The organism is Paenibacillus gyeongsangnamensis (assembly GCF_027533625.1).
In the GTDB taxonomy this organism is placed as follows: Bacteria; Bacillota; Bacilli; order Paenibacillales; family NBRC-103111; genus Paenibacillus_G; species Paenibacillus_G gyeongsangnamensis.
This window is the reverse complement of record NZ_JAQAGZ010000016.1, coordinates 168464-194276: the sequence shown is the minus strand read 5'-3', so window position 1 is coordinate 194276 and position 25813 is coordinate 168464. Positions and strand designations below refer to the sequence as shown.

Sequence of the window (25813 nt, the reverse complement as noted above, 5' to 3'; positions counted from 1 at the left end):
CAATTGCGAGAGGTTCTGAACCGCTTCTGATTTCCACCGATTCAGGACATTGCTATGAATGCCGTGCTCTGAAGCGAGCTGCGAAACCGACTTTTCTTCCTTCAGAATTTCCAGTACGATGTGGGCCTTTTCTTCCGGCGTAAACTTCCTTCTACTGGTCGTCATACAACTAAGAAACTCCTTTTTTTCTGTCTAGTTTCTATGTAGCATTATATCTTATAGTCTCCCGCTTCCTGCGTAAATCTATCCAGTTAGCCTAACGCCTGATCGAGTTTGAATGAATATCTCCTCACTCACCACCTTATAAATTAGTGTAGTAGTTTCAACACCTATTAATTTTTGAATCTCATCGTTAGTTAATCCCTGACGACGATAATCAAGATATTTTGTGTACGAAGAATCACTATTTCTTACTTTCACGTTGTAGCCTTCTCTCCGCAACTTACTAATAAACTCATACTCAATGTAATCTTCCAGCGAAAATAGATTAGCGAAACTCACCTTTTCAATTTTCAACTTTTTTTCATTATTCGAATTAACCATACCTTAGTTCCGTCAACTCCTCGATGAATTTTTTAAATGTAAAAAATGAAAAAATGACAATAAATAATGCACTATTTTTTACCATTTTCATATAACAAGCATAACATTTATAGAATGTAAAGAAATAGCGGTAATTGATGGCAAAAGAAAAACCTCCAGTTTTCTGGAGGTTTAAAATAGAATTTCCATCGAAAGGATATTTTAAATGTCCAAGAATACTGATTGACCTCTTCATATAGTAATTAGAGAAAGAGGCGATTAATTATGATTAATGTTTATTTAGATGACATGCGTCCTTGTCCAAAGGGCTTTATATTAGCAAGAACTGTAGAATCGTGTATTGAGTTAATTAGTTCGAAAAAACTAGATACACTTTCTCTTGACCATGATTTAGGATTCGGTAAACCCAGCGGATATGAGGTAGTTAAGTTCATGATAGCCAATAAAATATATGCTAAAAAGATCATTATCCATAGTGCAAATCCTTTTGGTCGCTTAAGGATGTTTAACCTGTTAGTAAAAAATAAACCAAAAGAAGTTGAGCTTTATATACGCCCTGAACCGCTGTTTTTTAATCTATAAAATAAAAGGAAAGCAAATTGATTCGTAAACGTCAATAGCCCCAGGCCTATCATTGTACTGGGGCTGTTATAGATTTATCACGAAGTAAAGACACGGCACATCAGTGGAATAGACGATGACCAAGGCAAAAACGACTCCAACGACTTCGGATCACGGGGATCCTCGAGCTGCGGCAATTTCTCGAAAAGATGCATGAGGTACTTAAACGGACGCAGTCCATTCTCCTTCGCCGTCTCGATGATACTGTAGATCGCTGCACTGGCCTTCGCGCCTCTTGGCGTGTTAGCAAACAGCCAGTTTTTTCTCCCAATGACAAACGGCTTGATCGACCTCTCGCTGCGATTGTTATCGATCTCAAGCCTTCCGTCCTTCAGAAAAGCGGTGAGCTTCTCCCACTGATTCAGACTGTAGGCGATCGCTTGTCCAACCAAACTTTTCGGCAGCGTTCGAGATCGCTGCTGATGGAGCCATTTCGAATAAGCCTCCAATACCGGAAGGCTTCGTTCTTGTCTTACGGCATGCCGTTCTTCCGGCGTGGCATCCTTCAAGTCGCGTTCAATGGCGAAGAGCGCATTGCAGTACGTCAGCCCCTGACCCGCCGCCGTGTCCGATTGCCCCTTCTTCTCCGGCGACGCTTTTAACGCTTCGTCATATTTGCGCCGGGCATGTGCCCAGCATCTCGAACTTGAGTTCGTTGTTAGGAGTACCAAATAGGAAGTGGTTGTTATCGCAATAACAGAATACATGTTTTCATCGAAGACCGATGTATGGGCGACGCCGAAGACCTTCTTTTGACGAACTTGATCAAGAGTTTGGTTTTGAAGTCGATGTATGCGTGCTGCCTGAAAATGCAAAGTGTGAAACGTATTTCCAACTTCTTCTTCAAACATCTTGCTGGTATGTGTAATAAAGTCTGGATGTGCCATGAACCGGTATAACAAAGCTCATAACATCAAGTTCTGATCATTCACATCTTCCATTGCATTAAGTACAGTGGACTTTACATCATCGAGCTTGTCATTTAGCGTAACGCCATCGTTTAATTCATCAATCGAGAGTCCAACAGTGACACATATTCCTTTTTGAGTTAATACGTACATCATGTATTGATGTACAAGGAGGTTTTTTTCTTTTCTAAAGACGAAGATCAAAAGCAACAATAGAAAAAAGATCGGCTCTTATCAGGGAAACGGCGTCGCCGTTTCATCAAAGACAAAAGCGATCTTTAGATCGTAACATGCTTATATTAAATTATGCTTCCAGTTTCTTAGGGCGATTCTTTCTAAAGCACATTGCAACAAATATGTACTCAATTGCGAATCCGATCACGAGAGAAATCAAGAACATTTTAACAGATGCATTTAAAATTCCCGGCACTAATACAGCAAAGAACAAAATGATTTTCGGTACAACAGACACAGCTCTGCCAAACCTATGATTCAGATACTCCGCAGAAGAACCATGAAAATCACTGCCCCATTTGGATTTTCTGTTTGCAAGCATATACAGTATTACAACTGTTAACGGATAAAATACACTGCTGTAGAGTCCGGTTAATTTAACTACTCCAGTTAACTTTGCAATAACAATTGCAGCTGCAAATATTCCCGAGAACTTTACAAACAAGTCAATTAGCATTTTCTTAAATGCATGATTTTTCATTTCATAAGTCCATAATCCAAAGCTCATATACATAGCTGCAAAAAACTTAAAAGTATGACTTTCAATAAATCCATCAACATTATGGCTTACGAATATCAGTACAGTCATTGAGAAGAAATAAATACTCTCGATAATCCCCTCAACTAACTTTTGCCGCTTATCGTAAAACTCCAACATTTGATTAAGCATTTTTGCACCCCTCCGTCTATGTTTCTATTTTTTTCCTTCTCACATACAATGATAGCAAATTCCATTAGACAAATTTATCTAAATTTTCACAAAAATCATACAATTCTTTATCCCAGCTCCCAGCAACCAGCCTTAACTGCGTTTTTGATTTCAGAAACTGCCTCTCTTGGTCTGATGTGTATTTGTCGGAGGAATCTACTACTGATTAGATTGGTTAGACATTAAGACAGTATAAATCAGAGTTGGCGAATTAGTATTGATGCCATTAAATACAATCCTTGTTACTTGGCCGGGAGCCTTAGCTATAAGATCAGCTTTAGGTACAGCTTCGTATGAATACGCGTTTCGTTAACAGCTTCTCCGACAGATGCTCGAAAGCTACTGCTGTAAACAATTTCACAGTTCTCCCGACCAGGTCGTTTATAAACGATATTGATGCCAACAATTTTACTTAAAACCCCTTTTACATCTAATTCTCCACTCGCATCATACGCTCGATCTGGAATTCCCGCACTGCAGCCTGTAACGCTAGTTACATTATCAGGGAAGCTATTAATATTCATCGTTTGTTCAGAAACAATGATATAGTTATCTCCTTTCAAACAAAGAAACCTTATAACTTGTTTTGAAGTCCACCCTACTAAACTTTGTTACCTCGTTGTGTTGGATTTATTAGAAAGAAATCGGTTATCTCGGCAATCATCGGTCCCTCGGGCTCTCCGATTAATTGGGTTCGCTACAATGTAGGCAGATTTGTGTCGTTGGACAATTATTATTTTTAACAAACCAAAGTTAGGTTTACTCATTTATATACTATTCAAATTCACTTTTCAGCCAATACTGATTCTGATACGCAATATACTGTTCCATCCGTATCAGTAAATCGACCAACTCCGGCTTAGTGAGCTGCATATAGCGCTGTCGAACTCGATCTATGTCACGATCCTGTTTAATGTGCTTGAATGCATCTAAATCATTGTCTAAGGCCTTGTATGACCTTTTGCGAGGCCTATAAGCCTTAGTAGTACTGTGCTGAAGAAAATGATTATGAAGCTCTTGGTTCTTTCGGATTGTATTTTGGTGTATACCTATTCCGTCTGGATCAATTTCTTTAGATTTGTCCGATACAGTTCGGTACGAAACCGTTTTACCCTCTTTGATAAGCGTATCAATCGCTTTTACACCAAGTTCAAGTGAACTGTACTTTAACCAATAAAAGAACGGTTCTAAGGTGTTTAAATAGACGATTACGGAACTCTCACTGATCCTGTTGAACTGACCGTGATAAAACTCTGTGAGAGGAATGAACGGCTCCTTCTTATCGTCAAAAATAATGAGACGGTATTTGCTGTTCACTCCTTCGGGACAATATGCATGAAAAAACGAAGCCATTTCCTCCACTACCTCCACCTTCATTTTCTATTTAGGGAAGAAACTTCTTGCAACAAAATCAAATGTTCTCCCTTTCGCCGTCACATGTACACCAAGTCCATCCGATAATTGCTTGAGTTTTGAAAAATCGGGTTTCAGCTGCCGAACCTGTTCTTCATCTTCGAGCACAAACATCAAATCCCGACTCAGATAGGTCTCCACTGGCTTCACGCCTAGTGACTCAATCATGTCATCGTTCATCGCATGTGATCGAGCGACCGCCGTCGTGTAGCGAAATTTATGCGCAATTTTGTGCGGTGGTAATTTATGCCAAAATAAGACGTAAAATATGCCATAATCTATAGGTATTTTGGCTTTTACATGAGTTATGGCAAATCTATGCGTTATTCGCGAATGTACGTTTGTGATTTTAGCGCGCTTTTTTCATAACTACCTTATGAGCAAGTTTTTGGATCAAAAGATCGCATTTTTGTTCCTTATTGAGCTACTGTACCGTTAGCCATCCATGCCCCTATCGGGGCGACACAGAGAATGAAAGTTAATCCGTTCTTTCATCGTAGTTTAAGACCGCGCCGTTCGCCGCGGCAGCTTTGATAAGGTGATTTTTTGCGCTATCGTAACCCGTCAATGTAACATCTTTTGTTACTATCCCTAAAAAATTCTATATGGGAACCATAATTTCTTTTTTCTCCATTATCCTGCCCGTTCGCTTAATGATTTGGTAAACAACACTGAATGTTTGATCAATTTGGTACTTACTCCTTGTATTACTCCAATTCTCTAGAAAGTAGGCAATTTTGTGTCATAATACTACAATGTAGGGAGATTTATGCATTTTTTGCTGACACAAATCTCCTTACATAAAAAAATAAAAGCCTGATTTCTCAAGCTTTTTCTAAGTGGATAATGTAGGTACTTTTGTGTCATTGGACATCGGACTACTCCTAAGATGCATAGAAAGCGATTGCACCGATGAGAAGGAAGGTCCAAACGAAGCTTTTCCGATTCATGGTTTGATCGGACAAATATGAAGGCAGCATATGTTAACAGTAAGGAAAACCAGGCGTTAATGTCTCTGCAGCCTGGTTTAATTTAGTGGTGTCATTTTCGGTTTTTGACGGACTTTGTTTGTTTTTTCTTCAAATGGGACTTGAAGTTCTTGGACGGGCTTGCCTCCCCCTCCTACTCAATTTCGTCTTACGCTTTGCCCTCGAAACGGGCCAGTTCCTTGCGCACGAGCGGCACGACCTTGGTACCAAGCAGCTCGATCGAACGCAGGATATCGCGGTGCGGGATCGATCCGATGTCGCAGTGCAGGAAGAAGCGTGTCACGCCCAGATTGCGGCGTAGCAGCACGATTTTCTCCGCGACGTACTCCGGATCACCTACATATAGGCAGCCGCGCAATTTGCGTTCCTCGTCAAAGGTTGCGCGAGTGTATTGCCCGCGCCAACCGCGCTCACGGCCTATCTTGTTCATCATGGCCTGAGTTCCCGGGAAAAGCAGATCCGCCGCTCTCTCCGTTGAATCGGCTACAATGCCATGCGAGTGGGTCGCGATCTGCAGTTTGCTCACATCGTGTCCGGCTTTCGCCGCAGATCGCTTGTAGAGATCGATGAGCGGCGCGAAGCGCTCCGGCATGCCGCCAATGATCGCATAGACGACCGGCAAGCCGAGCATGCCCGCCCGGACGGACGATTGTGCGTTCCCGCCTGTGGCGATCCAGACGGGCAGCGGGTCCTGAACGGCCCGCGGGTACACACCGAGGTTGTCGATGGCAGCGCGATGGCGGCTTCCTCGCCAGCTCACCTTCTCCGACTCCCGGATAGCGAGCAGCAGCTCAAGCTTCTCTTCATACAATTGTTCGTAATCGTCTAGGCTGTATCCGAACAGCGGGAACGATTCGATGAACGAGCCGCGGCCCGCCATTATCTCGGCGCGTCCGTTCGAGATGGCGTCCAGTGTCGCAAACTGCTGATATAAGCGTACTGGATCGTCCGAGGAAAGTACGGTCACGGCGCTGGTTAGTCGAATATGCTTCGTCTGCGCCGCCGCTGCCGCCAGGATGACTTCGGGAGCCGAAGCGGCATACTCAGGCCTGTGATGCTCGCCGATGCCGTAGACGTCGAGTCCAACTTGATCGGCCAGAATGATCTCCTCCACCGCTCGCCGCAGCCGCTCGGCATGGCTGATGCGCTCGCCCGTCACCGGGTCCGTCGACGCCTCCAAAAAAGTACTTATTCCAATCTCAATATCAATAACCGGTTTTTCGGTCATAGGGTTCGCCTCCTTTGTTCAGATATTACTATAAATTATATAGTAACATAACTATTGTTAGTTTAAAAGGAAAATGAAATTCCCCTTCTGTAGCCACGGCAATCGGTACATCTTCTTGGCCTTTTTCGGCAATCGGAATATTTTCTTGACACGGACTTATGACAAGAAGTTGTTCCGATAAAATAAAAAAGCCGCGGTATACGCGGATCCTTATCGGTTGACAAGAATCTGTTCCGATAAATGACAAGAACTTATTCCGGTTCCGATTTTATTTTCATTAACAAGTCGTTTTTTTTCGCTCCAAGTTCGCATTGGAAGGGTTGACGGAAGGTCTCTATTACGAATTGAAGCCCATTGAATATCGAGCTTAGATTAATTGAACAGGGCGGCTCAACAGGAAATAATTTGAGGGAAAATATCAATTGGAATACCGATGAAACGATTAAAGATTACCCTCCTATTCTCGGGATTCACATTTTTACTCCCTTCAGTTTTTGCCTTGCACATATTATTTATGAATTGCGGCTGCATAATAAAAAAAACCGAAGCTGCCCACTGCGGCATCTTCGGTAGTTTCTTTCAAAGACAAATTGTTAGTGTGACATCACTACTGGATTTCACACTCATCTCGTTTGAACATGCTCAAGACAAAGCGGTCGGCCTAACCATAATTTCACTGATTAGGGTGTCATCAGGTTCATTAATGGCAAATGTGATGGCTTTAGCAATACTGTAAGGAGAAATCCCATTGCCGCTTAGTTGATTGGCAATCATTTGCACTTCTGGACTGGTAATACTGTTAAATAGCTCGGTATTGGTCAGACCTGGTGCAATCACCGTAGATCTAATACGTGAAGTCGAAGACTCTTCCAGTCGCAAACCTTCCGAAATGGCTCTAACCGCGAACTTAGTGGCCGCGTATACCACTGATGTCGAAGACACTTGATAACCGGAAGTAGAGGATAGGTTGATGATATGACCGGACTGCTGCTCCCGCATGGTGGGCAATACCGCTGCGATACCGTATAAAACACCCTTGATGTTCACATCGATCATTTGATCCCATTCTTCTACCCTTAATTCGCTCATCCTCGAACTCGGCATGATCCCTGCATTGTTCACCAATACATCAATTCGGCCATACGTACTCAAAGTAAACTGGGCCATGTTTTGCATATCCTCGGCAGCAACGACGTCTGCTTTTACAGAAACGGCTTCGCCGCCACTTTGCTTAATTTCATCAACAATCGCATGCAGACGATCCTCTCTTCTCGCAACTAATACCACCTTGGCTCCGTTTTGTGCCAATAATTTCGCTGTAGCTTCACCTATGCCGCTGGAGGCACCCGTTATCATGACCACTTTATTTCGTATATTTTCCATTATTAATGTTCCTTTACCCAACGATTTTCTTTGTGGTGAGCCAATCCTCAAAGCGTATCGAGGCGATACGTACGTTGTTATTGCTTGGGACTAGGGATAACTCCTTCAAATTAGCACCGAAATAAGGCGCATTATCATCTGTTATCACCTGCCGAGGATCTTGGGTTACATTCAAGTATTGACGGATAAATTCGTCGAGATGCATTCTTTCAGGTCCTGCAATATCTACCGTTTCATTTACTGGCGCTCCCAGCGAGAAGTCCATCATTGCTGCAGCAACGCCTTCAGAAGTGATAGGTTGTACAAAGGCCGAAGATAAACGCACGATTTGACCTTCCGTGGACGTAAAGGCAATGCTGTCAGCGAACTCGAAGAATTGCGTTGCACGAACGATCGTATACGGAATTTTAGATGCTTTGATCAGGCTTTCTTGAGCCATCTTCGCTCGGAAATAACCGCTTTGGAGCAGACCTTCCGTTCCAACAACCGACAGCGCAACATGATGCTTTACGCCAGCAGCTTCTTCAGCAGCAAGGAGATTACGGGTTGATGTTTCAAAAAATTCTAAAACAGCCTTGTCCTCAAATGAAGGAGAGTTGGTTACATCGACGACAACCTGAGCGCCGCTTAACGCTTCAGCCAACCCTTCACCAGTTATACTGTTGACGCCTAGTGAAGGCGATGCCGCTACTACCTCGTGATTTTGCTGACGAAGGTTATTTGCAAGTTGTTTTCCAATAAGTCCACTACCGCCGATAATTACAATTTTCATTTTAATTCCTCCTTGGAGTCTATACTTAAGGGCAGACGTGTAAAATTTATTTGTTCAAATTACGTTAAGAGGCTTATCTGTATTACTACATCAGATTAGCTCAAGCCGGCTTTTGTCAATCCAAATGCAGCATCGGCTGAGCCTGGTACTGTCTTAAATGCTACGTTAATTCGATTCCAAGCATTAATGGCCATGATCGAGAACGTTAAGTCAGAGATTTCTTTTTCCGACAAGTGTTCACGAACACGATGATAGATTTCGTCAGACACGCCATGTTCAGGCAAATTAGTCAGAACCTCAGTCCAAGCCAAAGCAGCTCTTTCCCGCGGATCAAAAAGCGTAGATTCCCTCCAAATCGAAATATGATAAAGGCGAAGCTCGCGTTCTCCATGCATCTTTGCCTGCTTGACATGCATATCCAGACAGAATCCGCACCCATTCATTTGAGAAGCTCTAATGTGAACGAGATCGAGGATCCTTTCTTCAACGATACTCGCCTTCTCCGCATTGCTGAATTCCATCATTTTTTTGAAAAGCTCCGGGGATTGCTGCATATAATTCACTCGCTGTGTCATTAGGTACTCCTCCTTTGTTTTGTACACTATTAAGACAATTGGCAGTCTTAGTATGTGACATAAAGCAAGCATATTTTATTAAATAATCGGGTGGGTGTTGCTAGGCTACTGTGATTTCCGTAGTCTGCATAAGTGCATTCTGCTCCGTTCATAATATCCAATAGATATTTAGGCATCGGGGTGAGCATCAATGAGTTTAATTAGCAGGGATATCGAATGGAATGCAACATATCTTAGAGAACAATTCAGTCTTTGTTCAGATATTGTTATACGTTCCTTCATCTTAGGAGATGAAACCAAACTGATTCTCGTCTATTTAGATGGGATGACTCGTCTGCAAAGTATAGAGGATAACCTGCTAAAACCGCTTATCTTCATATGTCTGTTTATACTTAGCTATGGATTATCTGAGTGGACAGGATTCAAGAACAGGAAGATCATTGCATGGTTAATTACTTTCGCTTTGTTGGCTTACGTGTTCTACATCACGCACAATATTCGGATAGCTAACACCTTAAAAACACAGTTCTTATTCGCTTCTTTTATTCCCTTCGTCTACGTGGTCATTCCCTTGATATTATGGGTAATTAGCAGTGTAAGGAAAAACCGAAAAACGTCCCTTCTTAACTAGAACATGAAGAAGGGACATGACAAAACTTAATTTAGATGCTGCAATTTGTCTGGATTTACAATAAGGTAGATTCGCTGAATGTTCATCGATTCGGCATTCCATTCAAAACAAATGACCCCAGTTGGGATACCATCTTTTGTTAACAAGATCCCGGGCTGACCATTCACCTCGACCAGCTTTGCTTTGGACTGAGGGAATCGACTTGATGAAAGAGCGTTTAATATGGCCAGTACACGCTCTCTACTGAAGATAGGATTGATTGCGGCGGAAACCTTTCCTCCACCATCGGCAATGAATATGACATCTTCTGATAACATATTCACCAGTGACTGGATATTACCATTCGAAAGTGCAGAAATAAAGCGAGATACCAATTCCTTTTCCTCTGGTTGATGAGTCGAAACCACGTCCACTGGTTCGGAGGATTGCTCCATCTTTTTCTTGACGCGACTGTAAATCTTACGGCAGTTGACTTCTGTCTTGTTGAGCATCTCAGCAATTTCACTATGTTCATATGCAAAAACTTCACGTAAGATAAACACAGCTCTCTCCACGGGGGTCAGTTTATCCATAAGAAGAAGAAAAGCATACGAAATCGTCTCGTTTCTCTCAACGTTATCTAACGGAGTAGGCTCAGTGAATTGTACCGTTGGTTCTGGAAGCCAATTTCCGACATAGCTTATTCTCTTTTTTCTTGAAGACTTCAATTCATTCAAACATCTGTTGATCATCATTTTGCTTAAGTACGATTTGATATTTTTAATATTGTCATGTAGAAGTCCATGTATATTTATAAACAAATCTTGAACCATATCCTCAGCGTCCGATCTAGAGCCTAGCATACGGTATGCAATCGAAAATAAATGAGACTTGTAGGTTCTATACAAATCTTCAATTGTATAGGTTTGCATAATATCCACCTTTCAGTAATTGGATCGTCTCACCTTTATCTGCTTATTCTTTATTAAAATGGATTAAACCATACTATTAGGTTATCAGGATGTGAATTGGATCTTTCATTCAAAAAAGAAATTGGGCAGTTTATCTCCCCCGACGCTTTGTTTAAACAATAATATGACAACTGGCGACGCCGATGTGTGACATCAATCTCAAGAATATTTGTAATTGATCTTTTGAACTTAAAATCATTACCTGTCATTGCCATATGCGCCGCGTGGCAAAATATGTTTTAATATATCAAAAGATCGTGATACAGTGGACATTAAATCTTTTCTATATCCAAAGAATGAGGTCTCTTACATCACGACATCTTCCAATATGCGTCAAGATTCACGCCGATTTGGACGACATGCTTGCGCTTGCGGCAGATCAGAACTTCGTTCCGGTCGTAGATGACGATGGCATCTTCCTTGGTATATCCTGTCGTATGAAGCACGAAATTTACGATGAACAACATCGCGATGACGTACGAGACGACGCCGACGTCCGATTTAACAAACCAAAGTTAGGTTTACTCATTTATATACTTTTCAAATTCGCTTTTAAGCCAATACTTTGTGGTGTTAAATTTCGGTCGGACAAACATATAAGCGCTAATGCAAATTGGTTTGCCCACGGATGACCTGCACATTGCCGAACAAAATATTTGATATTTTTCTCTTCAACTTTATCCCAGTAGTAATCTCCGTTTTGATCATGTTTGCAATCAAGTATGCTGATGGTTTAATGGTCTCGTCTCGTATCACTGCTGTCGCTATTCATTCTATTTTGCCCGTTGACATTTTTGCCATAAGAACACCTATAAAGCACACCCAAGGGTTCTTGGGTGTGCTTACTTTAATTTTTAAAAAAATGAGAATTTAGATCGGGATGGGGTACCGCCAACAAAACGCGGAAAACGTACGCTAAGGTATATTTATAAGACTCAACAGTCATACATTGTCGGCTGTCAAGAATTTGTTCCGATAAATGACAAGAATATGTTCCGATTCACCTTCCATGTCGCTTAATGTGAGCAGGTCTCTACTTCATAACGATTGCAACATAATCCAATTAGAAAACAACAGAACGATATCAAAATAAAAGCCCCTGCACAGTTGCAGGAGCTACTTAATTATTCGTCATTCACCTTAACTTCGAACTACGGTTTCATCCCTTTTATCACAGCCGAAACAATATAATTTTCCACATTAGCGCCCGGCACCCAATCTTTGATAAATGTCTTCGATTCATCCTTCGGCTCCACAACTACATCCGTAAATCCGCTTTGGGTTAGCATTGCTTTGACTTCGTCAACCGAGGAAGCCCCGGAAATACAACCCGAATACATCACATCCAGGTCATTTTTGATTTCCGCAGGAAGTTCCGCGGTCGTGACAATATCCGAAATGGCCAGACGACCGCCGGAGCGCAGGACCCGGAACGCTTCGTCGAACACTTGCTGCTTGGAAGGGGAGAGATTTATCACGCAGTTCGAAATAATGACGTCCACCGTCTGATCCGCAACAGGTAAATGTTCAATTTCCCCTAACCGGAAATCGGTGTTCATAAACCCGCCTTTCGTGGCATTGGCGCGGGCGCGGCTTACCATTTCCGGCGTCATGTCTACGCCAATCACGCGACCGGCTTCTCCTACTTGACGCGAGGCTAGGAAACAGTCAAAACCGCCGCCGCTGCCAAGGTCGAGCACCACTTCCCCCGGTTGTAGTTCGGCAATCGCTTGTGGATTGCCGCAGCCTAGACCAAGGTTTGCGCCGTCCGGAACGGTAGTTAATTCTTCGCTCGAATAACCAAGCTTGGCAGAAACATCCGTGTAATCCACTGGCGAATTACAGCAGCCGGAGCTTGTGGAAGTTGGCACACAGCACGAGCTGTCCTCTACCGGTTGCAAAGCAATTTCTTTATAACGGCTGCGAACATTTTGACGAATTTGATCATTACTTACTTGATTCATGAAAAATCACTCCTTAGGTTAATTTTTATAAAATCAACAGCAGCCAGTAGCGCAGCAAACCGTTTGCGTTGCCGTCGTGATTTGCCGCCGCCAAAAGAATCTTCCCGATTGCTTTTGCGTCGCTTCGGACCATTTCCAAGCTTCCCTCGCGGACCGTTCGATTTCGGCTTGCTGCTGTCTCATGAGCGTTTCCGTAGAAAACCAATTGAAGATCACTCGGATCACACTCCTTAAATAATAATATGCTCAAGTTGCTTCAGCTTTTCAGATGACGCAGACGCAGCAGCTTTCCAACGACAAAAGCTGCGTCCGGCCCCACCCCCCTTAACGTGGCAGAAGCGAACGAACGCTGTCCTTCGAGTCCCACATAATAAAGCCCCGGAACGTCGCTTATGCCCGCTTTATGTAATGGTGTTCCTTCCGCATCCAGCGCGCCAATCGCTGCAAGGTAAGGAAGATGCGGCCGGTAACCTGTGGCAAAGATCACCGTATCCACCGGTTCTTTTGTCCCGTTAGGCCAAATGACGCCACCTTCATAAAAGGACGAAAACATCGGTTGTTGATCCGGTTTTCCTGCCGCCACTTTCTCCTTGTATTGGCCAGAATCATTGACCCCACTTGAACTCGGTGCTGTTTTTCCGAACCACCAAAAAGGAAAGGTATCAAAACCTATCACTCTCACCCAAAAATGCACCTCTTGTCCCAATAATCTTGGTTTCACGAATTGAACAGGCCGCAAAACTGCTAATGACGTCTTGCTTACCTCGGCGAGCTCAACGCCGATCTGTACGGCAGAATTCCCGCGACCAACCACCACCACACGTTGATAGTTAAATGACTCCGGATTCCGGTATTCAGAAGAATGAAGGAAACGGCCTTTAAACGCCTCCTGCCCCGGTATCGCTGGCATATAGGGATTGTGAAACGAGCCGGTGGCGTTAATGATGGTGCGTGCCCGAAACGTATCCCCTGTCATCGTGCGGGCCGTAAACTCATCCCCATCCCTTCCGACCGATGCCACCCGTTGATTGGGTTTAACTGGCAACTGATACTGTGCCCGGTAATCCTGTAAATAATGAATGACTTCATCTCTCTTGGGATAACCATTCGGCTCGCCGGGGAACTTCTTGCCCGGCATCGAAGAAAAGCGTGCTGGAGAGAATAGTTTGAGGCTGTCGTAATAACGCGGCCACGAACCGGCTGCCTGGTCGCTTGCTTCCAAAATCAGAAATCGAAGTCCTTTCTTCTGTAAGTGGTAGCCGGAAGCAAGACCGGCCTGCCCCCCGCCAATCACAATGGTATCCAGTACCTCTTTCATACCTACATACTCCTTTATATTTGCAATTTGCAACTATATGAGACAAGAAATCATCCGATGGGGGTGGAACAGCATTGACTGGATTTCGCCATAGCTTCATTCAAAAGTTTAATGGAGCGAACGACGGTTTCTTTTTCAAAATCGTTCATATGAGAAAAGACTTCATTAAGATAGGCGTTCATTTGCTGGTCAATCGTCGCCGCCACGTATTTGCCTTCGGTCGTTAACGCAAGAACATTCACTCTGCGGTCGTCCGGATCGGGCGTTTTTTTCACTAAATTCATTTTGATTAACGACTGGATTTGTCGGCTAAAGGTCGTGATATCGGTACCTAATGCCTCTGCTACCTGCTGAATGGAAGGCTTATGCTGATGGTCAATCTCATAAAGAATATGACTTTGTACTAAGGAAATATCGCAGCCACCGGCAGAACAGCAATTTTTATTCAAAAACCCAAAGCGACGTGTCATGATTTGAAATAGTTCGCGAACATTTTCCACTGCGGTTCACCTCATGTAATAGTTATACAATAATAATTTGCATACTGCAAGTATTATAATCACGAAAGTTAAAACAAAAAGAAAAAACCACTCGAATGAGTGGTTCCTGCGTGCTCATTTATCGGGATACAATTTTTTCAGAGATTCCTTCTGTGATGGCTTAATTTCGATGACGCTCCGGATGCTCTTGGCTTTTGCTTCGGCTTCATCAAGCGTATCACTTAATCCCAAAGCAAGTAAGGTGCCCGCGGCTACCGTACCGGTCCTTCCTTTTCCTCCACCACAATGAAAGGCGACCTTTTTGTTTTGATGGTAAGTCTCGGTGACGGCCTGGATCGCTTGCTCAAAGGCTTTTTCTTGCGGCACGGCAGAGTTATCCGCTAACGGAATTTGAATCCATTTCGCATTTGCCGCTGGATAGGCGCATTCCGTCGCTTCGCCGCGTAGATCCACAATTACGTCGATGCCTTCATTTTTCACCATCGATTCAACGTCAGCTGCAGCGCCCATGAAAATTTTATCCGGGATTAAAGAATGGTAGTTTTTTTCAGTCGACATGGACTAAACCCCTTTTTTAAACGATCCAAATTCAATCGGAACCGGGGCCGCTGGAGGCGCGCAGCACAAGGACAAATCCCTGGCTTCTCCGGCTGATTCGAATTCGGAATCTTCTTTTGTGTAGAAAATCTCCCAAGCGTTTCCGTCCGGATCATATACCCAAACTTTATCCTGTACCGCATAGCAGCAAGTCGTATTCATCTCATCAATAAGCAGCAGCCCGCTTTGACGCAGCCGCTCCCCCATGGTCAGCACTTCTTCGGTATTATTCACTTGGAATCCTAAGTGATTTAGCACACCTTTTTGTTCGAACGGCCGGACATTCAATGAAAAATGAAGCGCCGGTTCTTCTAACTCAAATTTGGCATAATTGTCTTTGATCTTACTTGGCTCTGCCCCAAAAAAAGCACGATAAAAGTCAAGGGCCTTGTTAAGATCCGTACAGTTTAAAGCGACATGCATTCGTTTGATCATAGCAGCCACCTCATATCCCTTCCTTTACAAACTGTTCAATCCGGCTCTTAATCGAATCGCGAACGGTGCGGAACTGGGCCATAATTTCTTCTTCAGATCCAATTGCTTTTGCCGGGTCATCAAAACCCCAATGCCATTTCGTTACGTTCTTGTTGGAGATCACAGGGCAATGCTCGTCTGCGTGGCCGCACAGGGTAATGACATAATCGGCACGATTCAAAATTTCCGGATCAATGACATTTGACGTATTCTTGCTAATGTCCACACCAACTTCGTTCATGACTTGAACCGCACGCGGATTCAGCCCATGTGCTTCAAGCCCTGCACTTTTCACTTCGTATTTATCGCTGCCTAGCGCGTTCAAAAATCCATCCGCGATTTGGCTTCTGCAAGAATTTCCGGTGCACAAAAAGTAAATTAACGGTTTCTTCTCCATGATGAAAAATCTCCTTTTTTTATCAAATCGTTAAGCACCTTGATGCCCTCTTTTGGTTTGTTTGCTTCCCAAAAAAGACTTAATAATCATCGCGACCACTACAAGTACTATCACAATCACCGCAATACATAGCCATACATTCACATGTAGCGTTTGGAGAACATAAAGCCATACAGAAAGACCGGTAAGGGTAATGAACAACGTGGGAATGGTTAATAGGATGCCGACTTTAAAATAATACCCCCATCTGATTTTCACATTTTTCGTGGAAAGCACATGCAGCCAAAGCAAGGTAGCCAGGGAGCCAATTGGCGTAATTTTCGGCCCTAAATCCGAACCGATCACATTTGCATAAATCAACGCCTCACGAATGAATCCATGGGTTTGTGTTCCTTGGATGGCCAGTGCATCGATCATGACCGTCGGCATGTTGTTCATAATGGATGACAGGATCGCTGCAATAAAGCCCATGCCTACGGTAGCCGCGAACAGTCCTTTGTCTGCTACCGCTTGAATAACGCTGCCTAATGAGTCGGTAAGCCCGGCATTTCGCAGGCCATAAACCACCACATACATGCCAATGGAGAAGATCACGACTGCCCAGGGAGCGCCTTTCACCAATTTCCATGTATGAATCGCAGGGCTTTTTCTGGCGGCGAACAAAAAGGCAATGGCCGCGACCCCGGCAATAATGGATACAGGGATCGAGAAAAATTCACTGACGAAATACGCAATAAGTAGCGCAGCTAAAATGACCCAAGATATTTTAAACAGCCTCATATCCTTAATGGCTTCCTTCGGCCTTTTTAGTTGGGCGAGATTGTAACTGTTTGGAAGGCTTTTCCGGAAATACAGATATAGCACAATGAGGCTCGCGATGATGGAAAAGAAATTCGGAACAATCATACGGCTCGCGTATTCCGCAAAACCGATATTGAAATAATTGGCAGATACAATGTTCACCAAGTTACTTACGACGAGCGGCAAGGAAGCCGTATCGGCAATGAAACCACTCGCCATAATAAACGGCAGAATCATCTTTTCATCAAATTTAAGTGCCCGAACCATGGCGAGTACAATGGGCGTAATGATCAATGCCGCTCCATCATTCGCAAACAGGGCTGCGACCGCCGATCCCAGCAGGATGATAAACACAAACATGAGTAGACCGTTTCCGCGCGCGAGCCGCGCCATATGTAAGGCCGCCCACTCAAAAAATCCGATTTCATCAAGCACCAATGAGATTAAAATGATGGCCACGAAAGCTAAGGTTGCATTCCACACAATGCCGGTAACGGTGCCAACGTCCGCGAAGCTGACCACCCCGAAAAGTAAAGCAAGGATGGCACCGGCACTGGCCGACCAGCCGATATTTAATCCCTTTGGTTGCCAAATAACAAAGGTTAGTGTTACTAAAAAAATAAGAAACGCAGTGATAGCCATGTAATCCTCCGCACTATTCGCAATCATTTTTGACTTGATCGATTTTTTCTTTTAACGATGGAATGCAGCTCAAAACCGCCTGAATGTAGGGCTTATCTTCAATATTTAATGAATAATAAATCCATTGGGCTTTCCGGGTTTCGTTCACAAGTCCCGCTGATTTTAATTTACGCAGATGCTGGCTTGCGTTGGGCTGTGACGTTTCCAACAAGTCCACGATGTCACAAACACAAAGGGGTTGTTTCTTCAATAAGGCAAGCATCGTGAGCCGAGTCTTGTCACCGAGCAGTTTTAAATTTTCTGCCATTTCATTGATTTGTTCCATGTAATACCTCCCTTCAATCCCTATACGACCTTTTGCTCTTTTAACAGCTGCAGCACCTTTTCTCGAATCAAATCACGAACGGCTCGAAATTCTTCAATGCTCCCCTCGCCTTGCTTTGTCGTGGGATCAGGGATATCCCACTGCACATTCATTATGCCAAAAGGCACAATAGGGCATTTTTCGTTCACTTGCTCGCAAAGCTTAATAACGATTTGCGAACTGATGAAAGCTTTCATATCAATCCGCTTTGATTGTTGATCCGATATATCAATGCCTACTTCCTTCATGACCGCTATCGTTAAGGGATGAATCTGACTTTCTTCTACGCCCGCGCTGCCAGCGATCACTTTCTCGCCAGCGTAATGTTTGGCGAATGCTTCAGCCATCTGACTTCTACAGCGATTATGCACACATAAGAAATACATCCGCAGCGGTTTATCCATATATTCACCTCACATAAGCGAATTATGTAATAAATATATATTAATTAACTTATATAATCAATTAATTATATTGTAAACAGTTTGTAAACAAAGGTCTGGCAATTATTGACCGGTGAGAGATTTGGGAGCACTCATTTACAGCAACGGCATTCGGTACAAATTCTTGGCCTGAATCGGCAATGGGAACATATTGTTGACATTGGCTTATGACAAGAATTTGTTCTGATAAAACATTAAATCCGCGATTTCCGCGGAAGTGTATCGGACTATATTCTTGACAGTCGACATATATGTGCAAAAACAGGCTGCCGGGGCAGCCTGTAGTTTATTGTAATCGCTCTCCTCTAACATGTGAATTACCACAGATAATATACCTTATCCAGCGCAACAGGATAATTTGGATACATCTTTATTAAACGTAAGAGCCGCCAGTTTTAATCCTTCAGCCATCGTTAAATATGGAGCTAGGCTGTCGCGTAAATCTTCAACCGTTAAACCGAATTTTACAGCAAGTGTGGCGGCGTAAATCACATCTCCTGCATTTTCGGCGACAATATGAACGCCAAGCACCTTTAACGACTTGGAGTCAGCAACTAATTTAAAAACGCCTGTTGTTTCGCGATTTACAAGTGCTCTAGGCACCGAATCCAAAGGAAGAACAGAAGTCTTCACCTCATATCCTTTTGCCTTGGCTTGCTCTTCTGTAAGTCCTACTGTCGCCACCGCCGGTGAAGTGAACGTGACCCCCGGAACAGTTTCAAGGTTTACTTTTTTCTCTAACCCACCAACTGCATTATCCGCCGCGATGCGTCCTTCATAAGCAGCCACGTACACAAACTGCGGACCCATCGTCACATCGCCTGCGGCGTAAATCCTAGGATTTGAGGTTTTTAAAAAATCATCGACCACGATTTCGCCTTTGGAACCAATAATGACGTTCGCGGCACGAAGATTCAGTGCTTCGGTATTTGGTTTTCTGCCGGTTGCTATAAGCAGCTGCTCGGCTTCGATGACTTTCTTTTCGCTGTTTACTGAAATATGAATTTGTTTCAAATCCCCATTATTTTCAAAGCGCTCATACGTGACACCGGTAATCAGATTCATCCCTTGCTCGGTGACTGCTTTTGTCACAGATTCGGAAATTTCAGGGTCATACTCTTTTAACAACCGAGGACTTCTTTGCAACAGCGTAACTTCTGACCCTAAATGATGAAATAACTGACCTAATTCTAGTGCAATATAACCTGAGCCAATCACAGCAAGTCTTTTTGGCAATTCTTTAAGGTCAAGCAGTGACGTACTTGTTAAATAGTTAGCGTCTTTTAATCCTGGAATATCCGGAATCGATGGTGAAGCTCCTGTCGCGATTAAAAATCGTTTCGCGGTAAGCTTTCGTCCACCCACCTCGATGGTTTTTTCATCAACGAATTTTGCCTCTCCGCGAATGAGTTCAAATCCGTACTCACCAATCAAATGTTCATACTTTTGTTCACGCATTTCGGTTACAAGTTCATTTTTTTGTTTCACTAGTTCTGCCAAATCCACCGTTCCTGCAGATGTAGTTAGCCCCAAGAAAGGGTTATTTTTGGCTAAGTGATTGATTTTACCGGCACGCAGCAGGGTTTTCGATGGCACGCAGCCCACATTTACGCAGGTTCCGCCTACCGTTCCTCGCTCGATGATAGCCACTTTTGCACCATGTTCGACCGCTTGAATCGCGGCGGAAAACGCTGCCCCACCGGAACCGATAATCAGAAAATCATAGTCGCCCTCATCACCGAGAACCGGAGCATCATGGGACTCGATAACTTCCGCATCTCCGGATTGATATTTTGCCTCGTTGATGGCTTTTTGGGCTGTTTCGATCGCAACGTCATCCGGTAATTCAAACGTGGCTTCATTGCGGCGAAAGTTCACCTCAATATTGATAGCTCCAATGCTTTCAAGTGCCGTTGCAACGTGCTCTTCACAGCCGGTGCAAGTCATGCCTTGCACATGTATCCGATATTTTTTCATTAATTATCCTCCCATTACGCCAAACCCATATTTTGTAACCGATGTTTGAATCTGCTTTAAATCAGTTTTCTTATCATCAAAGGAAACCGTAACTTTCCCTTTGCTTCCCATGGGTTCAATGTCTACTTTGCTAACCCCATCGACCTTTGAAATTAAATTTTGAATCACAGAAGGCAGGCAGCAATCAAGTCCCGTCACCGTGAACGTCGCTGATCCATTAGCAACAGTTGCAGTTTGCACCGCTTCAGCTGCTGCCGCTGGTTTTGCATTGTTACCACATGCCGTACCCAATAATAATAGAGATAGTACCGCCATAATTCCCATTGTTATTCTCACATAAAACACCCTTTCTTATAACATTCCTCTTTCAGCTAACCATAAAAATAAAAACGCGCCTAAAACCAAAACGGTCGATATCCATAATATGATGACCGTACTTTTCTTTTTGCATTTTCGTCCATAAACCAAATAAAACGATACACCAAGAAATAATAACGTCATGACCATAAGAAACAGTTGGTACTTAATTGAAAAAATTGCAAGCGTTCCTGCAAAACCTGATAACCCAAGAGGAATGAGAATTAAGGGTCCGAGGCAACAGCCGGACATAAGAAACGCTGAAAATACCGCTCCCCAGCTAGTTAGTTTTTCTCTCACAATCATTCACCTCATTTTCGCTCTGGAACTGAGCAGCAATCGTGTGATTCATCGGTTTTTGCTTGTTTGCTGGCTCGTTTAAACATCATGCCAAGAGAAATTACAAATACGATTCCTAAAATAACACTGACGGCTGTTTGATGGAGAGCAAAATACGCTCCAAGCGTAGTTCCAGCAAGTAAAGGGAGAATCAAAACAAGATGGCAAGGACAGGAAAACAGAGCTAAAAAGCCCCAACCTATTTTTTTTGCACTTTCTTTCATTGGATTTCCTCCTTTTCCTTTTGATTATTGTCAATGAGCGCTTCGATGATTGGGCATTCGTGTATCGCTTTTTCATCTGGACAGCGGTCTTTTAAATCTTTTAACATCGTTTCGATTCGTTGAAAGTCTCTAATTTTCAACTGAACATCTTCCAGCTTTTGAACAACGAAATCATTCATATCCGCACATCTCACATCGTCTTTATCAACAACACCAAGCAATTTGTCAATTTCAGACAATGTAAAACCAAGCTCCTGTATGCGTTTAATGAACATGATTCGGTTTATCGTATCTTCCGGATAAAGCCTGTAGCCAGCATCCGATCTTACTGGTTCATGAATCAAACCTTTTCGTTCGTAATATCTTAATGTTTCTTTGTTAACGTTACACAATTTAGAAATATCTCCGGAGCGATAATTCATTTTCATCACCTCTAAATAAAGTATAAACCATGTACCATGGTACATGGTCAAGGATCATTATTTCCCTTCAAGAAGTTGAATATGCTACCCCCTAGTTGAATCACAAAAACCACGATGTGCCGCCGCGTCTGCGTTTATCGGTCTACAAAACGTTCGTTTTGTAGACTTTTTACACATAGCTTAAAATACAGTAAAAAATAGCATTGTTATTGTCTATTAAGTCGTATAAAATTCAAAGTGTATAAAATATCATAAATATACATTTAATAGACAAAAGGAGATATTCATGTGGCCAAAATTGGTTATGCTCGTGTCTCGACAGCTGATCAATCACTGAACCTACAGATCGACACGTTAAAAGCTGCTGGCTGCGAACGAATATTTGAGGAGAAGGCTTCTGGGAAGAAAAGTGATCGAGTGGAGCTGACTCGTTGCCTAGAATATTTGAGACCAGGAGATACGCTTGTCATTTGGAAGCTGGATCGTTTGGGAAGAACCACGCGGCAACTAATCGAATTATCGCATGGCCTTCAGGAAAGAGGGATTGGACTGCAGATCATTACTCTTGGTGTTGATACGAGTACGCCCGCTGGGAAACTTTTCTTTGCCATCATGGCTGGACTGGCAGAGATGGAAGCAGAGACAATCCGGGAGCGAACCATTGCTGGATTACAGGCTGCACGTGCGAGAGGCAGGAAAGGCGGTCGTCCTCCAATGGATAAAAACAAAATAGACATGGCTCTTACACTTTACGATAGCGAAAAGTACACCATTAAGGAAATAACAGAACGAACCGGTGTGTCTAAAGCAAAAATCTATCAAACACTTAAAAACCGGAATAAGACTACACAAAGTCTTCAGGTGACCTAAAAATTTCCTATTGACTGAACTTCTGATTTTAGTGAAAGGTGTGTAACCGTTAAGAGGAAAGGAATTATTAACATTAGACCAGGCGCAGAATTTATGCAAATCCCTTCAGATGACGATTGGGATTTAGGTACGTACTATACATTTTCGCAACACGATCTCGATATCATCAATAAACATCGCCGTGATCATAACCGACTAGGCTTTGCCGTTCAATTGGCCATCCTGCATTATCCAGGATGGTCTTTATCTGATTTGAAACACATACCGGATTCTGTAATAAGCTATATTGCCAAGCAGGTTGGCGTGGCACCTGATGTATTTCCCCTTTATGCCCAACGGGAACCGACTAGACGAGAACATATAGAGGAGATTCGGCAAACCTATGGGTATCGGAACTTCACGCTTCGTGAATATCGGTTCTTATCCAATATCATGCTGAATTTTTCGTTTGAAAATGGTAACTCCAAGTATTTAATCCGTGTAGCCCTTGATGAATTGCGAAAACAGAAAATCATTATACCTGGGATGACTACAATCGAACGGGTTGTGTGGGAAGTGAGGCAACGGGCCGAGGAGAAAATATATAGAATGCTTATTTCTTCCTTATCAGTGGAACAGGTCGATAAACTTGAAAACATCCTATCCCCAATGCCGGAGAGCAACAAAACGTATCTGGCATGGCTAAGAGAAGTACCAGGCACATGTTCCCCAGACGCTTTCCTTAAGATCATTGAAAAACTGGAATATATACGAAAAATCCAGCTTCAAATCGATACAAAGGGAATCCATCCAAACCGATTACGTCAGCTCTCCAAAATCGGGGCAAGGTATGAACCGCAGTCCTTCCGTCGTTTCGATGACCCCAAGAAATATGCTACTTTAGTTGCTTATTTACTCGATCTAACACAAGATTTAACGGATCAAGCATTTGAAATTCACGACCGTCAGATATTACAGCTACATTCCAAAGGCCGTAAGGCTCAAGAAGAGATCCAAAAACAAAATGGAAAATCGATTAACGAAAAGGTGGTTCAATATGCTGATCTTGGCGCAGCACTCATAAAAGCTAGGGACGAAGGCATAGACCCATTTATTGCGTTGGAGACGGTAATGCCCTGGGATCAGCTCGTCGCATCTGTAGAGGAAGCAAAGCGACTGGCCCGTCCCATTGATTACGACTATTTGGATTTGCTGGAGAAGAAGTTTTACACGCTGCGCAAATATACACCAACACTGCTGAAAACGTTGGAATTCCGTTCTACTAAATCCGCAGAGCCACTTATGAAGGCTATTGATGTTATAAGGGACATTAATGAAACTGGTAAACGTAAAGTACCAAAAGACGCACCCTTAAATTTTGTAACAAATCGTTGGCAAAAGCATGTCTACGATGATGACGGAACGATTAACCGTCCTTATTACGAAATGGCTGTAATAACTGAGCTGCGTAATTATGTGCGCTCCGGTGATGTGTCCATTGTCGGGAGCCGGCAGCATAAAGATTTTGATGAGTATCTTGTCTCCAAAGATGAATGGAGCCGTATTCAGCCGGATGCAACAAAATTGGTAGTTAGCATGACTGCGAACGATTACCTAGCCGAACGTACTGCATCTCTGATACAGCGCTTAGAATGGGTTTCGAATAACATTGAGGATCTAGAAGGTATTAACGTTGAGCAAGGAAAACTTCACATTAGCCGCCTAGAGAAAGATACTCCGGAGGATGCCAGAAATTTTAGCACATCCTTGTACGAACTACTTCCACGTATTAAATTGACTGAGGTCTTAATGGAGGTAGCGCATTGGACTGGTTTTCATGAACAATTTATCCATGCTTCAACAAATCGGATTCCCAATGAAGAAGAAACGTTAATTCTCATGGCAACACTGATGGCGATGGGAACGAACATTGGATTGACCAAGATGGGGGATGCCACGCCGGATATTTCATACCGGCAAATGGCCAATACGGCACAATGGCGGCTATATGAGGATGCAATGAATAAAGCTCAAGCTGTCCTCGTCAACTTCCACCACAAATTATCTTTACCCTCCTATTAGGGCGATGGCACCACGTCTTCGTCAGACGGAATGAGGGTGCCGATTGGCGTAGCTGCGCTTCATGCGGATGCTAATCCGCACTACGGAACTGGCAAGGGCGCAACCATTTATCGTTTTGTCAGTGATCAATTTTCAAGCTTCTATTCTAAAGTGATTAACACGAATGCTAGGGATGCTGTTCATGTGATCGATGGACTACTTCATCATGAAACTGACTTGACCATCGAAGAACATTATACGGACACTGCAGGATATACAGATCAAGTTTTTGGTTTGACTCAACTACTCGGATTCAGATTCGCGCCGCGCTTACGAGATCTTTCTGATTCTAAGCTTTACACCATCGGGAAGCCTGCTGATTTCCCGAAACTGGAGAAACTGCTGCGTGGTCAAATCAATACGAAGGTCATTCAGGAAAATTATGATGATGTGCTGCGGCTAGCCCATTCTATTCGAGAAGGGACAGTATCTGCATAACTTATCATGGGGAAAATCGGTTCCTACTCGCGGCAGAATCGCTTAGCAACCGCTCTACGTGAAATGGGGCGCATTGAAAAGACAATCTTTATTCTGGATTACATATCAAGCGAAGCCCTGCGCCGGAAGATTCATAGGGGGCTGAATAAAGGTGAGGCTATGAACGCACTGGCCAGAGCGATTTTCTTCGGTAAACACGGGGAGTTACGGGAGCGCGCACTGCGAGATCAACTCCAACGAGCCAGCGCCTTGAACATTTTGATTAATGCAATCAGCGTATGGAATACTGTCTATTTGTCTCAAGCAACAGAATATAAAAAGACTCAAGGAACGTTTAAAGAAGAACTAATGCAACATACCTCACCTCTAGGATGGGAGCATATTAATTTTCTAGGGGAGTACAAGTTTGATCTAAAACAAGCAACTACTCTAACGTCGTTACGGCCATTAAAGAAACCTCTCTACTGACAATTAACACGTTGTGAGTTTCGGAGCCGGTTTTCCCCGTACGCTAAGGGGAACCGGCTTATTACTCAATCAATGGGGCTTAGCGTACGTTTTCCGCGTTTTGTTGGCGGTACCCCGGGATGAAAATAGTGTTTTCTTTTAATCCAAATGAATCCGTCACTT

At 43.3% G+C, this 25813-nt stretch carries 28 protein-coding genes and 2 pseudogenes; 3 read left to right on the top strand and 27 right to left on the bottom strand.

The genetic code is table 11. From position 1 onward, the window contains the following. A partial coding sequence (locus tag O9H85_RS37875; protein WP_409348189.1) for a transposase occupies positions 1-165 on the bottom strand: 165 nt, incomplete at its 3' end. Positions 166-807: 642 nt separating this feature from the next. Here O9H85_RS37875 and O9H85_RS23550 point away from each other — a divergent pair. After that, a complete protein-coding gene (locus tag O9H85_RS23550) occupies positions 808-1125 on the top strand; it encodes a cyclic-phosphate processing receiver domain-containing protein (RefSeq protein ID WP_269883857.1) in 318 nt (105 codons plus the stop codon). Between the two features lie 77 nt (positions 1126-1202). Here O9H85_RS23550 and tnpC read toward each other — a convergent pair. The 26 genes and pseudogenes from tnpC to merR all read right to left on the bottom strand — a co-directional run. Beyond that, positions 1203-1802: pseudogene (tnpC, locus tag O9H85_RS23545) on the bottom strand (IS66 family transposase); the annotation flags it as partial. A gap of 574 nt (positions 1803-2376) precedes the next feature. Then, positions 2377-2976 (bottom strand): hypothetical protein, encoded by a 600-nt coding sequence (locus O9H85_RS23540; RefSeq protein ID WP_269883856.1) that lies wholly within the window; start codon positions 2974-2976, stop codon positions 2377-2379. Positions 2977-3278: 302 nt separating this feature from the next. After that, a complete protein-coding gene (locus tag O9H85_RS23535; protein ID WP_269883855.1) occupies positions 3279-3578 on the bottom strand; it encodes a hypothetical protein in 300 nt (99 codons plus the stop codon). A 211-nt stretch (positions 3579-3789) separates the two neighbouring features. Continuing rightward, entirely contained in the window at positions 3790-4377 is a 588-nt protein-coding gene (locus tag O9H85_RS23530) for a hypothetical protein (RefSeq protein ID WP_269883854.1), read from the bottom strand. Positions 4378-4395: 18 nt separating this feature from the next. Beyond that, positions 4396-4608 carry a PhzF family phenazine biosynthesis protein gene (locus O9H85_RS23525; RefSeq protein WP_269883853.1) on the bottom strand — a complete coding sequence of 71 codons (213 nt, stop codon included), beginning with the start codon at positions 4606-4608 and terminating at the stop codon, positions 4396-4398. A gap of 957 nt (positions 4609-5565) precedes the next feature. Continuing rightward, complete coding sequence (locus O9H85_RS23520; RefSeq protein ID WP_269883852.1) at positions 5566-6645, bottom strand: LLM class flavin-dependent oxidoreductase; 1080 nt, start codon at positions 6643-6645, stop codon at positions 5566-5568. A 642-nt stretch (positions 6646-7287) separates the two neighbouring features. Further along, on the bottom strand, positions 7288-8028 hold the full coding sequence (locus O9H85_RS23515; RefSeq protein WP_269883851.1) for an SDR family oxidoreductase: 741 nt from the start codon (positions 8026-8028) through the stop codon (positions 7288-7290). Positions 8029-8041: 13 nt separating this feature from the next. Continuing rightward, the gene (locus O9H85_RS23510; RefSeq protein ID WP_269883850.1) at positions 8042-8800 is read right to left on the bottom strand and encodes an SDR family oxidoreductase; all 759 of its coding nucleotides are present in this window, start codon (positions 8798-8800) and stop codon (positions 8042-8044) included. Between the two features lie 95 nt (positions 8801-8895). Then, entirely contained in the window at positions 8896-9375 is a 480-nt protein-coding gene (locus O9H85_RS23505; protein WP_269883849.1) for a carboxymuconolactone decarboxylase family protein, read from the bottom strand. 657 nt (positions 9376-10032) lie between these two features. Beyond that, positions 10033-10917 carry an RNA polymerase sigma-70 factor gene (locus O9H85_RS23495; RefSeq protein ID WP_269883847.1) on the bottom strand — a complete coding sequence of 295 codons (885 nt, stop codon included), beginning with the start codon at positions 10915-10917 and terminating at the stop codon, positions 10033-10035. Between the two features lie 350 nt (positions 10918-11267). After that, entirely contained in the window at positions 11268-11423 is a 156-nt protein-coding gene (locus tag O9H85_RS37525; RefSeq protein ID WP_333474249.1) for a hypothetical protein, read from the bottom strand. A 684-nt stretch (positions 11424-12107) separates the two neighbouring features. Beyond that, a complete protein-coding gene (locus O9H85_RS23485; RefSeq protein WP_269883846.1) occupies positions 12108-12920 on the bottom strand; it encodes an arsenite methyltransferase in 813 nt (270 codons plus the stop codon). A gap of 33 nt (positions 12921-12953) precedes the next feature. Then, on the bottom strand, positions 12954-13136 hold the full coding sequence (locus O9H85_RS23480) for a hypothetical protein (protein WP_269883845.1): 183 nt from the start codon (positions 13134-13136) through the stop codon (positions 12954-12956). A gap of 40 nt (positions 13137-13176) precedes the next feature. After that, positions 13177-14238: a flavin-containing monooxygenase gene (locus O9H85_RS23475; RefSeq protein WP_269883844.1), complete on the bottom strand. Its 1062-nt coding sequence runs from the start codon at positions 14236-14238 to the stop codon at positions 13177-13179. A 50-nt stretch (positions 14239-14288) separates the two neighbouring features. Continuing rightward, positions 14289-14738 (bottom strand): MarR family winged helix-turn-helix transcriptional regulator, encoded by a 450-nt coding sequence (locus O9H85_RS23470; protein WP_269883843.1) that lies wholly within the window; start codon positions 14736-14738, stop codon positions 14289-14291. Between the two features lie 114 nt (positions 14739-14852). Further along, positions 14853-15296 carry a protein-tyrosine phosphatase family protein gene (locus O9H85_RS23465; RefSeq protein WP_269883842.1) on the bottom strand — a complete coding sequence of 148 codons (444 nt, stop codon included), beginning with the start codon at positions 15294-15296 and terminating at the stop codon, positions 14853-14855. Between the two features lie 3 nt (positions 15297-15299). Beyond that, a complete protein-coding gene (locus O9H85_RS23460) occupies positions 15300-15770 on the bottom strand; it encodes an ArsI/CadI family heavy metal resistance metalloenzyme (RefSeq protein ID WP_269883841.1) in 471 nt (156 codons plus the stop codon). 10 nt (positions 15771-15780) lie between these two features. After that, a complete protein-coding gene (gene arsC / locus O9H85_RS23455) occupies positions 15781-16206 on the bottom strand; it encodes an arsenate reductase (thioredoxin) (RefSeq protein WP_269883840.1) in 426 nt (141 codons plus the stop codon). A 30-nt stretch (positions 16207-16236) separates the two neighbouring features. Further along, the gene (locus O9H85_RS23450; protein WP_269883839.1) at positions 16237-17649 is read right to left on the bottom strand and encodes an arsenic transporter; all 1413 of its coding nucleotides are present in this window, start codon (positions 17647-17649) and stop codon (positions 16237-16239) included. A 13-nt stretch (positions 17650-17662) separates the two neighbouring features. Beyond that, the gene (locus O9H85_RS23445) at positions 17663-17974 is read right to left on the bottom strand and encodes an ArsR/SmtB family transcription factor (protein ID WP_269883838.1); all 312 of its coding nucleotides are present in this window, start codon (positions 17972-17974) and stop codon (positions 17663-17665) included. Between the two features lie 20 nt (positions 17975-17994). Then, positions 17995-18417, bottom strand: a complete 423-nt coding sequence (locus tag O9H85_RS23440) for an arsenate reductase ArsC (protein ID WP_269883837.1) — start codon at positions 18415-18417, stop codon at positions 17995-17997. A 375-nt stretch (positions 18418-18792) separates the two neighbouring features. Then, positions 18793-20433, bottom strand: a complete 1641-nt coding sequence (merA, locus tag O9H85_RS23435) for a mercury(II) reductase (RefSeq protein ID WP_269883836.1) — start codon at positions 20431-20433, stop codon at positions 18793-18795. A gap of 3 nt (positions 20434-20436) precedes the next feature. Then, entirely contained in the window at positions 20437-20757 is a 321-nt protein-coding gene (merP, locus tag O9H85_RS23430; RefSeq protein WP_269883835.1) for a mercury resistance system substrate-binding protein MerP, read from the bottom strand. 27 nt (positions 20758-20784) lie between these two features. Further along, positions 20785-21090 carry a mercuric transport protein MerT gene (gene merT, locus O9H85_RS23425; protein ID WP_269883834.1) on the bottom strand — a complete coding sequence of 102 codons (306 nt, stop codon included), beginning with the start codon at positions 21088-21090 and terminating at the stop codon, positions 20785-20787. Positions 21091-21101: 11 nt separating this feature from the next. Further along, a complete protein-coding gene (locus O9H85_RS23420) occupies positions 21102-21353 on the bottom strand; it encodes a transporter (RefSeq protein WP_269883833.1) in 252 nt (83 codons plus the stop codon). Then, positions 21350-21775 carry an Hg(II)-responsive transcriptional regulator gene (gene merR / locus O9H85_RS23415; RefSeq protein WP_269883832.1) on the bottom strand — a complete coding sequence of 142 codons (426 nt, stop codon included), beginning with the start codon at positions 21773-21775 and terminating at the stop codon, positions 21350-21352. Before merR ends, O9H85_RS23420 begins: the two co-directional genes overlap by 4 nt. 288 nt (positions 21776-22063) lie before the next feature. Between merR and O9H85_RS23410 the strand changes: the two genes are divergently transcribed. Both O9H85_RS23410 and O9H85_RS23405 read left to right on the top strand, forming a co-directional pair. Beyond that, positions 22064-22645 (top strand): recombinase family protein, encoded by a 582-nt coding sequence (locus tag O9H85_RS23410; protein ID WP_269883831.1) that lies wholly within the window; start codon positions 22064-22066, stop codon positions 22643-22645. A 52-nt stretch (positions 22646-22697) separates the two neighbouring features. Continuing rightward, positions 22698-25651 (top strand): annotated as a pseudogene (locus tag O9H85_RS23405) (Tn3 family transposase); the annotation flags it as partial. Between the last annotated feature and the right edge of the window lie 162 nt (positions 25652-25813).